Origin of the sequence: Qipengyuania mesophila (assembly GCF_019711655.1) — a bacterium.
Lineage (GTDB): Bacteria > Pseudomonadota > Alphaproteobacteria > Sphingomonadales > Sphingomonadaceae > Qipengyuania > Qipengyuania mesophila.
Genome location: NZ_JAIGNU010000001.1, coordinates 801658 through 813415, shown reverse-complemented (window position 1 = coordinate 813415; position 11758 = coordinate 801658). Strand labels below are relative to the sequence as shown.

At 65.1% G+C, this 11758-nt stretch carries 10 protein-coding genes; 3 read left to right on the top strand and 7 right to left on the bottom strand.

Going from position 1 to position 11758, the window contains the following annotated elements:
* Nucleotides 1–54: 54 nt before the first annotated feature.
* The 3 genes from K3181_RS04125 to K3181_RS04115 are packed head-to-tail and all read left to right on the top strand — an operon-like array spanning nucleotide 55 to nucleotide 6505.
* Entirely contained in the window at nucleotides 55–1281 is a 1227-nt protein-coding gene (locus K3181_RS04125; RefSeq protein WP_345725445.1) for a serine hydrolase, read from the top strand.
* On the top strand, nucleotides 1278–2714 hold the full coding sequence (locus K3181_RS04120) for a metallophosphoesterase (RefSeq protein ID WP_221601038.1): 1437 nt from the start codon (nucleotides 1278–1280) through the stop codon (nucleotides 2712–2714). Before K3181_RS04125 ends, K3181_RS04120 begins: the two co-directional genes overlap by 4 nt.
* Nucleotides 2711–6505 (top strand): GMC family oxidoreductase N-terminal domain-containing protein, encoded by a 3795-nt coding sequence (locus K3181_RS04115; RefSeq protein ID WP_221601035.1) that lies wholly within the window; start codon nucleotides 2711–2713, stop codon nucleotides 6503–6505. Before K3181_RS04120 ends, K3181_RS04115 begins: the two co-directional genes overlap by 4 nt.
* Nucleotides 6506–6517: 12 nt before the next feature.
* On the opposite strand, the gene K3181_RS04110 is transcribed toward K3181_RS04115, so the two are convergent.
* The 7 genes from K3181_RS04110 to K3181_RS04080 form a co-directional block, all read right to left on the bottom strand.
* The gene (locus tag K3181_RS04110) at nucleotides 6518–7174 is read right to left on the bottom strand and encodes a response regulator transcription factor (protein ID WP_221601033.1); all 657 of its coding nucleotides are present in this window, start codon (nucleotides 7172–7174) and stop codon (nucleotides 6518–6520) included.
* 308 nt (nucleotides 7175–7482) lie between these two features.
* Complete coding sequence (locus K3181_RS04105; RefSeq protein WP_221601031.1) at nucleotides 7483–8259, bottom strand: sulfite exporter TauE/SafE family protein; 777 nt, start codon at nucleotides 8257–8259, stop codon at nucleotides 7483–7485.
* Nucleotides 8256–9500 (bottom strand): NAD(P)/FAD-dependent oxidoreductase, encoded by a 1245-nt coding sequence (locus tag K3181_RS04100; protein ID WP_221601029.1) that lies wholly within the window; start codon nucleotides 9498–9500, stop codon nucleotides 8256–8258. The genes K3181_RS04105 and K3181_RS04100 overlap by 4 nt, the downstream gene beginning before the upstream one ends.
* Nucleotides 9501–9527: 27 nt before the next feature.
* Entirely contained in the window at nucleotides 9528–9941 is a 414-nt protein-coding gene (locus tag K3181_RS04095) for a protein tyrosine phosphatase family protein (protein ID WP_221601027.1), read from the bottom strand.
* Nucleotides 9938–10357 (bottom strand): DUF6691 family protein, encoded by a 420-nt coding sequence (locus K3181_RS04090; protein ID WP_221601025.1) that lies wholly within the window; start codon nucleotides 10355–10357, stop codon nucleotides 9938–9940. The genes K3181_RS04095 and K3181_RS04090 overlap by 4 nt, the downstream gene beginning before the upstream one ends.
* Nucleotides 10354–10803 (bottom strand): YeeE/YedE family protein, encoded by a 450-nt coding sequence (locus K3181_RS04085; RefSeq protein ID WP_221601023.1) that lies wholly within the window; start codon nucleotides 10801–10803, stop codon nucleotides 10354–10356. The genes K3181_RS04090 and K3181_RS04085 overlap by 4 nt, the downstream gene beginning before the upstream one ends.
* A complete protein-coding gene (locus tag K3181_RS04080) occupies nucleotides 10800–11729 on the bottom strand; it encodes an MBL fold metallo-hydrolase (RefSeq protein WP_221601021.1) in 930 nt (309 codons plus the stop codon). Before K3181_RS04080 ends, K3181_RS04085 begins: the two co-directional genes overlap by 4 nt.
* Between the last annotated feature and the right edge of the window lie 29 nt (nucleotides 11730–11758).

The following is an 11758-nucleotide window of genomic DNA, read 5'->3' as shown; positions in this document are numbered from 1 at the left end:
CAGCGGCCGCCGCAGGGCTTGGGGGCGCGAATGCGGAATGCACACTATCGACTCGTGAATGATCTTCCGGAGGTTTCCGGTCCCGGACAAAGTGTGCGCGGCAGCGTCGCTCGGGGTTTCGAACCGGTGAAGCATGCCTTTGCCGCGGCAATCCAGTCGGGTGCGGCACTTGGTGCGGCGTGCACCATCATCCATCGCGGCGAAACCGTGGTCGACCTCCAAGGCGGCTGGCAGGACAAGGCCCGGACCAGCGAGTGGCAGGGTGACGACATCGCGCTGGTCTACTCGCTCACCAAGGGCCTCACCGGCATGGCCGCCGCGGTGGCGGTGTCGCGCGGCCTCTTTGCCTATGACGAGCCGGTCGCCGACATCTGGCCCGAGTTCGCCGCCCATGGAAAGCATGCTGTGACCGTGGGCGAGGCGCTGTCCGAACAGGCGGGGCTCGCCGCCATCGATTTCAAGCTGACGCTCGACAATCTCGCCGACGAGGACGCGATCTGCGCCGCCATCGCCGCGCAGAAGCCCAACTGGATGCCGGGAGATCACAGCGGCAACCACGCCTATACGCTCGGCTGGATCGCCAGCGAGCTGATCCACCGCCGCGATCCGCAGGGGCGCCGCCTGCCGCAGTTCTTCGCCGAGGAAGTGGCGGGACCGCTCGGCGCGGACGTCTTCATCGGGCTGCCCGACAGCTTCGATCGCAGCCGCATCGCGCGGATCGATGGGTTCGGATTGCAGGACCTCTTCATCCACCACACCACCATGCCCTGGCCGCTCACCTTCAAGATGTGCCTGCCGGGTACGCTCGCCTTCCGCACGCTCAACAATCCGCTGATCCTCGAAGGGCCGGGTGCGCTCGATTGCGAAGAGTTCTGGCGCGCGGGGCAGGGCGCGGCGGGCGGAATGGCCTCGGCGCGCGGCCTCGCGGCGCTCTATCAGGCCTTCGCGGACGGCGGGGAGAAGCTTGACATTTCCCCGGAGGCGATGGCCACACTGTCGCAGGGCCATGCCTATCCTCGTAAGGGCCTCAAGGACCAGATCCTCACCGCCGACATGTACTACTCCTTCGGCTTCGAGAAGCCTTTCGCAGAGTGGGGATACGCCCGCAAGCGTAGCGCTTTCGGCAGCTTCGCAGTGGGCGGCTCGCTCGCCTTCGCCGATCCCGAAGACGGGGTCGCCTACGCCTGGATCACCAACCAGCTCGGCACCGGAAAATGGGACGATCCGCGCGAGAAAATCGTGCGCGACGCCTTCTACGCCTGCGTGGAGACCATTTCATGAGCATTGCCCAGATCGTCCTGTCGGACCTCCACCTCGGCGCGCGCGACAGCCTGCTGACGCATGTCAACGCTGCGAGCGAGATCATCGAAGGTCCGTCGCGGGTGCTGTCCGCTTTCGCCGAGGGCCTACGCGCCACCTTGCGTGAGGACGAGAAGCCGCAACTCGTGTTGCTCGGCGATGCGCTCGACCTCGGCCTTTCGCCATTCGGCGACGTCTCGAACAGCTTCCTCCAGCTGCTCGACGCCTTTTTCCCCGAGGACGGTCGCGAGTTGTTCAGCCGCGAGATCGTCTATGTCGCCGGGAATCACGATCATCATTTATGGCGCATGGCGCAGGATCACGGCTTCATTAGCGCGCTGCAGGCGGGCGAGATCCAACGCGATCTCGAACACATCACCCCGATCATTGGGCGTCCGGCGCACACCTGCCGACTGATGGAATCGCTCATCGCGCACCGCCCGCATCTTGCGGGTGCGAGCGTGCGGATCGCCTATCCCAACTGGGGGCTGGCGAACAAGGATACCGGCCGTGCGGTGGTGATGCATCATGGGCATTACCTCGATGGCATGTACCGCGCATTGTCCAATCTGCGCGGCTTCCTAGAGAACGGCGAGGCGCGCCCTGCTACCATGCAGCAGCTCGAGGCAGAGAACGGCCCGTGGATCGATTTCCTGTGGTCCGACCTCGGCAGCGCGGGCGAGATCGGCGGCGAGGCGGGATCGCTCTACGAAACCATGCTGAGCGCGGGTGCGAGCCACGATTTCGCCGAGAGTATCGCGCGGCGCATCACAGGCGGCCTGAACTCCAGGCTCGGCATCAATCCCAAGATGCAGCTCAAATACGGCATCACGCTCGACAACCTCATCCGCGCGGGCGTCGACGCAACCGCCGGGCGCGGCGCGGAACGCCAGCGCGATGGCTATGGCCATGTGCTCGGTGCAGCGGAAATCGACGATATCGGCTGGTACGTGGGCACACCCATGGCCGCGCAATTGCGCGAGGAACTCGGCGAGCTGCCGCGCGAGATGAACTTCGTCTTCGGCCATACGCACAAGCCGTTCCAGGACGAGCTCATGGTCGAGGGCTACGATCTGCCGGTCGGCGTCTTCAACACCGGCGGCTGGGTGCTCGACGAGCCGACGCTGATGCCGGTGCAGGGCTGCGCGGCGATGCTCGTCTCCCACGAACTCGAAGTCGCCTCGTTGCGGCTGTTCAACGATCCGACCGACGGCACCATGGCGCCGGTCCGCGTCGAGGGTAGCGGGCGCATCTCACGGCTTGCCGAGGAGGCGGGCGAAGCGGTCGAACGCGCCGCCGACGTCTGGGCCGATTTCTCCACCATCGTTCAGGGTCGCATCCAGCACGAAGCCGATGTGAAGGTCCGCAAGATGCTCGACCGCTCCAACGAAGCCCTGCGGGAGGCGGCAGAATGACCATGCAGAAACGCATCGCAAAGGGCCTCGACCAGGCCAAATCGCATTATACCGTCCTCGTCATCGGCTCGGGCTATGGCGCGGGCGTCGCGGCCTCGCGGCTGGCACGCGCGGGTCAGGATGTCTGCGTGCTCGAACGCGGCAAGGAGCTACTGCCTGGCGAATATCCGAACAAGCTCGCCGACGCGCAGGGTGCGATGCAGATCAATGCGAAGGGCGGACGCATCGGCGAGCCCGATGCGCTGTTCGAGGTGCATGTGAACGACGACCAGTACGCGCTCGTCGGCTGCGGCCTCGGCGGGACCTCGCTTATCAACGCCAACGTCTCGCTCGAACTCGACAAACGCCTGCTCGACCAGGCGCACTGGCCGATGGCGTTCCGCGACCATCCGGCCGAGATCGACGCCTATTACGAACGCGCGCGCGAAATGCTCGCGCCCAATCCCTATCCCGACAGCTATCCAGCCCTGGGCAAGCTGGAGGCGCTCGAACATTCGGCAAAGGCGATGGGGCAGCGCTTCTACAAGACACCGATCAACGTCAATTTCGAGGACAAGCTCAACAAGTTCGGCGTGCCGCAGCTCGCCTGCACCAATTGCGGTGATTGCGTTTCGGGCTGCAATGTCGGCGCGAAGAACACCACGCTGATGAACTATCTCCCCGATGCCGCGAACCATGGCGCGGAGATATTCACGCAGGCCAAGGCGCTGTGGATCGAACGCAAGGGTGAGGCCTGGCGGGTCCATCTCGAGCCCAACGGCAAGGATGCGCCGCAAGGCCCGTCGAGCATCACCGCCGATCATGTCATCCTCGGCGCCGGCGCGCTCGGGTCGACCGAGATCCTGCTGCGCTCGCGCGAAAAGGGCTTGGCGCTCTCCGACCGGTTGGGCGCAAATTTCTCGGGCAATGGCGACGCGCTGGGTTTCGCCTACGACAGCTATCTCAAAGCCGAGAAGCAGGGCGACGAGCTGACCGCAAAGCCGCTTTACGCCATCGGCGTCGGCGCATCGGAGGTCGCCAAGGACGCTTATCCCGGGCCCTGCATCACCGGCGTAATCGACATGCGATCCACCGAAGACGCGACCAGGGGGCTGGTGATCGAGGAAGGCGTCGCCCCCGGAATCATCGCCACCGCGCTCGCCCCTGCCTTCTTCTTCGGCGAAGCGCTGGCCGATGGCTTCACCCGCTTCGGCATGGACCAGGTCAAGCCAAGGCTGATGGATGCCAAGGCCATGGGCGAGGCGGTGCAGACCGATCCCGGCAGCATCGCAGAATGGGCCTACAAGGGCCCGATGGCGCGGACGCAGACCTATCTCGTGATGAGCGTCGACGATTCCGGAGGGCAACTTGCCCTTGAAGGCGACCGTCTCGCGATCCACTGGCCCACCGCAGGCAAGCAGCGCACCTTCCGCCGCGACGACGACAAGATGCGCGAGGCCGCGCAGGCGATCGACGCGCAATATTTCTCGGATCCATTGTGGGGCGATCCCTTCGGCAAGAAGCTTATCACCGTCCACCCGATCGGAGGCTGCGCCATGGGCGACGATGCTTCGCGTGGCGTGGTCGACGATATCTGCCGCGTGTTCACTGGCCGCGATGGCGGAGAGGTGTACGAGGGGCTCTACGTCTGCGACGGAGCCGCGCTTCCGGGCGCAGTCGGCGTCAACCCGCTTCTGACCATCACCGCGGTGGCCGAGCGCGCGATCGAGAAGCTGGCGCAGCGTCAGGGGTGGAGCATCGACTACACGCTCGGCGCGGAGGGTCCGCTTCCCGCACCCGAACCCGCCGAAGAACCCGCGCCCGAACCCGTGCTCGCCACGCGCGGCGACGCGCTGCGCCTGAGCATCGCCAAATGGGTCGCGGGCCACGCGATCGATCCGGTCTCGCGCGGGATCGAGGAGGCCGCCTCGCATTTCGAAGGCGGCGCGGTGGACAAGGGCAAGGCGGCGATCCGCCAGCTGGTCAAGGACCATCCCGAGGCGATGAGCCCCGGCCTCGCCTTTACCGAGACCATGGCGGGCCACATCAGCGCGACCGGCTGCCATCACCGCCCTTGCGGCCATGTCGAGCGCATCCGCGACGATTACGCCAATGGTGAGGCATGGGGCCGCACCGAAGGCAGCGCCTGCAGCTTCCTGCTGACGGTCACCACCGACAACCTCCACCGCATGATCGAGGAGAAGGAGCACCGCTCGCGCATCACCGGCACGGTGAGCCTCAGCGCGATCTCGCCCGATCCGCTACCCGTGCGCGAGGGCACCTTCCGCCTGCTCGTGGCCGATCCGAACAAGGCCGAGAGCTGGAAAATGCTCTACGATATGGTGCTGGAAGGCCCCGAGGGCCCGATCCATTTCCACGGCTTCAAGACGCTCGAGCAGCGCGGCAAGTCGGACCCGTGGACCGATCTCACCACGCTGTTCGTCACACTGCGCCATGGCGAGGACGAGCGCGGCGAACTGATCGGTCGCGGTGTGCTCAAGCTCGGCATCGACGAATTCATGCGTCAGCTGACCACGATCACCGTCCACGATAGCGATACGCTGGTCGGCCATGTGGTCAATTTGATCCCGCGCGCGAAGAAGGCGATCGAAGCCTATTTCACCGCCAAATACGCGGGCTTCTTCGCCATGACCGTGTTCCGCGCCTATGGCGGGATGCTGGCGACGCTCAACGATTTCGCGGGCAAGGAGGCGGCCAAGCTGGTGGCACGAGACTTGCACCTGCCGCCGGCGGAACGCCATGTCGTCCCGACGGGAGACGGCGTGAACATCGGCCTCACGCGCTATCGCGGCGGCTCGCGCGGGCCACTGGTGCTCGCGCCCGGCTTCTCGGTCCGCGCATCGAGCTTCGCGACGCCGACGGTCGAGGAGAACCTCGCCGAGAGCCTCGTGGCGCGGGGCTACGACGTGTGGCTGTTCGACTATCGCGCCAGTGCGGATGCTGGCAACGACACCGAACATCCCCCAAAATTCACCATCGACGACATTGCCCGTCACGACTGGCCCGCCGCCATTGCCAAGATCCGCGCGGCATCGGGTGCAGAGAGCGTTCAGGCCATGGCGCATTGCGTGGGGTCGATGAGCCTCCTGATGGGGATCGGCGCAGGCTGGGTCTCGGGCGTGCGCTCGCTGATCTCCTCGCAGCTCACTCTGCATCCGGTGACCGACTGGCTCAACTACATGAAGTCCGATCTCGGCGTCGCCGGGGCGCTCGGACAGATATCCCTGCTCGACGGGCATCTCGACTTCGTTAGCCAGGGGACCGACGCCGACTATGAGATCGACGCGATCGCCTATCAGATCCCCATGCCGGAGGGGCAGGCCTGCAAGAACCCGACCTGCCGGCGCGTGTTCGGCGTGTTCGGGCCGAGCTGGGATCACAACCAGCTGGGTCACGATACCCACCTAGCGCTTGGCAGCATGTTCAGCCGCGTCTCGCTCAAGCCCTTCGAGCAGTTGCAGCAGGTCATGCACAAGGGCCTGGCGGTCGATGCAGAAGGGAAGGCGATCTACACGTCAGACGCTGCGGCGCGCCGTCTGGCATTGCCGATCAGCTTCCTCTCGGGTGCGACCAACCAGATATTCTACCCGGAAAGCGGGCAGCGCACGCGCGTCTGGCTGCAAGGCAAGAACGGTAGCGAGCTCTACCAGCAGCGGATCGTACCGGGTTATGGCCACATGGATCTGTTTATCGGCCACAATGCGCACCGCGACGTGACGCCGGTCATTCTGGAACAGCTGGAATGGCTCGATGGCGCTGGGCAGAGGGAACTGGCGCGCAGTCAAGGCTAGGCGCGGCTGGCATCAGCGCACGAATGATCGGGCCGAAAGTTGTGCCTTCTCGAAGATGAGGGCGAATTCGACCGCGTTGCGGACGTCCAGCTTCTTGAAGATATTGGCCCGGTGGACTTCCACGGTGCGCGGGCTGATTCCGAGGTCACGCGCGATTTCCTTGTTGCTGCTCCCGTCCACGACCAAGGCGGCGATCTCGCTTTCGCGCGGTGTCAGGCGGGCCATCAGCGATTTGCTCTGCTCGATCTCGGCGAGATGGCGCCGCAGCTCTGCCGAGTGGGCGACATGCTCGCCGACCTTCTCTGCAAACTGTTTGATCGAGACCGGTTTCTCGACAAAGTCGGCTGCGCCGCCTCTCATGGCCTTTGCGGCAAGGCCGATCTCGCCTTGAGAGGTCAGCATGATGACCGGAATGGCCAAGGTTTCGGTCGGGAGCTTGCCGAGGACGGCCAGCCCATCCATTTCGGGCATCCGCGTATCGAGCACAATGCAATCGGGTAGCTCGAACTCCAGGCTGTCCAGAAAATCCGCGCCGCTGCGGAAGGGGCGGCAGAGGAAGCCGTGCCGTTCGAGTCCCCGTACGAGCGCCTGCCTTACGTCGGATTCGTCGTCGACAATTGCGACCCGGGACTTCGCTTGGTCGGAGGCGGAGAGCTGCGTGGAGTCCAAGGTCACCGGCCCTCGACCCTAGCTCAGGCCGACGCGTCGACGCATGCGGATGACCGAACCAGCCCGGCGCTCCTGCTTCGATAGATTGGCCCGATCCATCTTTGCTCCCGAAGGTGAGACCGGTTCCGCTACCACTAACTCCTTCAAAAGGCAAAGCTACGCGAAGGCTGGGCGTGTGACCGATCTTGTCTTCTTGGGCGGGCGGAGCAGTCGTTTCGTAGTCTCGCTGGCTATGAACCAGATTCAATTCCGATCAACGCTGCACTCGCGGTGACCCATTCGAATCCGTTTCATTGTCGAGGATCCGGTTACAAGGCCATCCAGCTCTTCCACAGCATATACAGCGCGACCACGAAAATGAGCGCAGCGAAAACAGTCTTCAGCTGGCCGCCTCCCGAAAGCCGCTTGGCCAGTTGCGTGCCGAAGAATCCGCCGGCCACGCCGCCGAGAATGAAGACGGCCGCGAGCACCCAGTCGACGAGGCCGGAGACTGCGTAATTCGCCGCGGTGGTCAGGCCGAACGCAGTGACTGCGACAAGGCTGGTGCCGACGGCATTGATCATCAGCATGTCGGTCGACGCGATCAGTCCGGGGACGATCAGGAAGCCGCCGCCGATACCGAAGAAGCCACTGAACGCCCCCGTTCCAAGCCCGAAGCCAAGGACCTTGGGGGCGTTCCGCCGATTGCAGGCTGCACCCGGAGTGCCCATGGCCTTCCTCGACCGGAGCATCAGTGCGCCCACCACGAGCATCAGGATCGCGAAGAGGAAGAGCAGTTTCTGGCCGTCGAAATTCTTGCCCAGCGTCGAACCGCCAAAGGCGCCGATCACCCCTGCGCCGGCGTACATCAGGCCGCAGCGCCAGCGGACATTGTGATCCCGCGCATGCTGGATCAGCCCGGTTGCGGCGTTGGCTGCCACCGCGAAGGCGCTGGTTCCGATGGCCACGTGCGGGTTGGGCACGCCGACGAGATAGACCATCAGCGGAACCGCGAGGATCGATCCACCGCCGCCCACGAGGCCGAGCGAAAATCCCACGAGCCCGCCGGAAAGCGCGCCCAGAAGCAGGTGAAGCGTGTCGATCATGCCGCGACCCCAGCCTGTGGCCTCGTTTCGGGCTTCACGAGCCATTCGTGGCCCTTGAGCATCCCGTTCCAATAGACCCAGGGCAGGACTTCGGATTTGAGCAGCCAGCTCAGCTTGCGTGGCCGGGTGCCGTCGATCAGCCACTTGGGAAAGCTTGGCAGGAGCTTTCCGTCATAACCGAATTCGGCGAGCACGATCTTTCCGCGCTCGACGGTGAGCGGGCAGGAGCCGTAGCCATCGTAGTCGGAGACCGGCTCATTCCCGTCGAGTACGGCGAGCGCGTTGACCGCGACGATCGGGGCCTGCTTGCGCGCTGCGGCCGCCGTCTTGGCGTTGGGAGCCGATCCCGCATCGCCGACGGCGAAGACATTGGGATAGCGGACGTGGCGCAGGGTAAATTTGTCGATATCGACGAAGCCGCTTTCGGGATGAGCGAGCGGACTGTCGGCGACGAATTGCGGTGCGACCTGCGGAGGCCCGACATGAAGCATGTCGAAATCGACCGTTTCCTCGCCCGCCGGGGTCTTGAACGTGGCGGTTTTGCCCGGCCCGTCGACCGCGATCAGGTTCTGTTCGAGCTTCAGCGCAATGCCGTACTTCTCGACATATTCCATCAGTGCCGGAACGTATTCCTTGACCCCGAACAGCACGCCTCCGGCGTTGCGGAACTCGACGTCGATCTGGTCGAGGGCACCGCGTTCGAGCCAGGCATCGCAGGAGAGATACATGGCCTTCTGCGGCGCCCCGGCGCATTTGATCGGCATGGGCGGCTGGCTGAAAATGGCCCGGCCCGACTTGAGATTTTGCACCAGTTCCCACGTGTACGGAGCCAGATCGTAGCGGTAGTTGGAGGTGACGCCGTTACGTCCGAGCGTATCCTCGAGGCCGGCGATCTTCTCCCAGGCGAGCCGGATACCGGGAGCCACAATCAACAGCTTGTAGGTGACCGTGGTGCCATCGGTGAGCGTGACCTGATTGCTTCCGGGCTGGAAGCTGGCCGCAGCCTGGCGGATCCAGTAGGCGCGGCGAGGCATCACGCTCGCCATGGGACGGCGCGTGACCGCTGCGTCGAAAACGCCGCCGCCGACCATCGTCCAGCCGGGCTGGTAGGAATGTGTCTCGCTTGGCTCGATGATGGCGATATCGAGCGAGGGGCGGCGCTTCAGCATCGATGCTGCGGTGGCGATGCCGGCGGTTCCTCCGCCGACGATGACCACCTCGTGAGTGAGCTTCTGGGCCATGCGAGATCCTTTGGGATTGGCGCCGGGTTACTTGCCGAGCCGGGGGCGGAGTGCGGACAGATCGTAGCCGGCCTCGCGCGCGCGCGCGATCAGCGCGTCGCCCTCGAGCCGGTCGCAGTTCGCGAGGGCATCGAGTGTGATCGAGCGCGTGCCCGTGCGGCAGTAGGCGAGCACCTTGCCCTCGGCTTCGCTGCGCACGCGCCCGAAGGCCTCGATTGCGGCGACGGGAAATTCCCCGCCGGATACGGGGATGTGGTGGAAGGCCATGCCGGCGGCTTCGGCCGCGACCGCCATCTCGGTGGCCTCCGGTTGGCCGTTTTCCTCGCCATCGGGGCGATTGCAGATGAGCGTGCGGTAGCCCGCCTCCGCCAGTGCGGGCAGGCCTTCCGGCCGGAGCTGTGGGGCGACCGCGAAGCGGTTTGATACCGGTGCGATCGTCATCTGCTCTCTCCCTCGAAGAGGCGAACGATCGCCATGCCGGCCAGCATGGCCAGGACGAAGATCGCTGCCGCCTGCGGCGCGATCACCAGGGCGGCGATGCCCGGGCCGGGACACAGGCCGGCAATCCCCCAGCCAATGCCGAAAAGGGCGGCGCCGCCGATCAACCGAGCGTCGAAGTCTTTGCGCGTGGGGAAGTGGAATTGTTCCTCGAACAGCGGCGCGGCCATGCGCGGAACCACGCGCCAGACGATCGCCATGACGATGACTGCCCCGCCCATGACGAAGGCCAGCGTCGGATCCCAGTCACCGAAGAGATCGAGGAAGCCGCGCACGCGCGCCGGGTCGGTCATCCCGCCGAGCGCGAGCCCGGCACCGAACAGCGTGCCCGAAACCAGGCTGGGCGCTGCGATTCTCATGACAGCACCTCCAGGCCCATGGCATTCATGATGGCCACCGTCGCGATTCCCGCGGCCATGAAGGTGAGCGTCGCGACGAGCGAGCGGGGGGAGAGTCGGCTGACGCCGCAGACGCCGTGGCCGCTGGTGCAGCCGCTGCCGAGCCGCGTGCCGATACCGACCAGCAGGCCGGCCACGGCGAGGGTGAGTGGACCGGCGAAGCGCGGCTCGGTCCCGCCCGCCAGCAGCGACACGACCAGAGCGCCGAGCGGCAGGCCGAGCACGAACATCCACGCGCCACTGCGGGCGATGCCGCTACCGCCGAGCCCGATGGTTTTGGCGGCGAGCCCGGAGACCCCCGCGATCCGGCCAAGCCCGAGCAGCATGACGGCAGCGGCAAGGCCGATGAGCACGCCACCCGCCACCCCCGCGAGCGGCGCGGCATCGGGAAACCCTGGGAGCATCATACGGCGTTCACCGGGATCTTGATGTAGCTGACCCCATTGTCTTCGGGGGCTGGCAGGCGGCCACCGCGGATGTTCACCTGGACAGAGGGCATGATCAGATTGGGCATCGCCAGAGTCTTGTCGCGTGCGGTGCGCATCTCGACGAACTCGTCCTCGGTGACACCATCCTTGACGTGGACATTGCCCTCGCGCTGCTGCCGGACGGTGGTCTCCCACGCATATTCGTCGCGGCCCGGCGCCTTGTAATCGTGGCACAGGAACAGGCGCGTCTCCTTGGGAAGCGAGAGCAGGCGGCGGATCGAGCGGAACAGCTGGCGCGCATCGCCGCCCGGGAAATCGGCCCGTGCGGTGCCGAAGTCGGGCATGAAGATGGTGTCGCCCACAAAGGCGGCGTCGCCGATGATGAAGGCCATATCGGCCGGCGTGTGGCCCGGAACATGGAGGGCGATGCCTTCGATCTCACCAAGGCGGAAGGTCTCGCCGTCCTCGAACAGCTTGTCGAACTGCGATCCGTCGCGCTCGAAATCGGTGCCTGCGTTGAACAGCTTGCCGAAAACCTCTTGCACGCGCACGATCTCGCGCCCGATGGCTAGCTTGCCGCCGAACTTTTCCTGCAGATAAGGCGCTGCCGAGATATGGTCGGCATGGGCATGGGTCTCGATCAGCCAAGACACTTTCAAATTGTTCGAAGTGACATATTCCACGATAAGGTCGGCCGACCCGTAGGAGGTCCGCCCGGAGGCGGCTTCGTAGTCGAGGACCGAGTCGATGATCGCCGCCTCGTTCGTCTTGGGATCGTGGACCACGTAGGAGACGGTGTTGGTTGCCTCGTCGAAGAACCCTGCGATCGAAGGGCGTAGGGTCTTGTCTTCGCGGGCGCGGGCAATCTGTTCGGCGGCCTGCTGAACCGCGTTGTCGTTCGCCATGAGACTTGCTCCATTAAATTACATAAAGT

What these genes read in the sequence shown, in the direction of transcription:
- K3181_RS04085 (WP_221601023.1), bottom strand. Translation starts at nt 10,803, where the DNA reads ATGATGCTCCCAGGGTTTCCCGATGCCGCGCCGCTCGCGGGGGTGGCG.
- K3181_RS04105 (WP_221601031.1), bottom strand. Translation starts at nt 8,259, where the DNA reads ATGATCGACACGCTTCACCTGCTTCTGGGCGCGCTTTCCGGCGGGCTC.
- K3181_RS04080 (WP_221601021.1), bottom strand. Translation starts at nt 11,729, where the DNA reads ATGGCGAACGACAACGCGGTTCAGCAGGCCGCCGAACAGATTGCCCGC.
- K3181_RS04095 (WP_221601027.1), bottom strand. Translation starts at nt 9,941, where the DNA reads ATGACGATCGCACCGGTATCAAACCGCTTCGCGGTCGCCCCACAGCTC.
- K3181_RS04100 (WP_221601029.1), bottom strand. Translation starts at nt 9,500, where the DNA reads ATGGCCCAGAAGCTCACTCACGAGGTGGTCATCGTCGGCGGAGGAACC.
- K3181_RS04120 (WP_221601038.1), top strand. Translation starts at nt 1,278, where the DNA reads ATGAGCATTGCCCAGATCGTCCTGTCGGACCTCCACCTCGGCGCGCGC.
- K3181_RS04115 (WP_221601035.1), top strand. Translation starts at nt 2,711, where the DNA reads ATGACCATGCAGAAACGCATCGCAAAGGGCCTCGACCAGGCCAAATCG.
- K3181_RS04090 (WP_221601025.1), bottom strand. Translation starts at nt 10,357, where the DNA reads ATGAGAATCGCAGCGCCCAGCCTGGTTTCGGGCACGCTGTTCGGTGCC.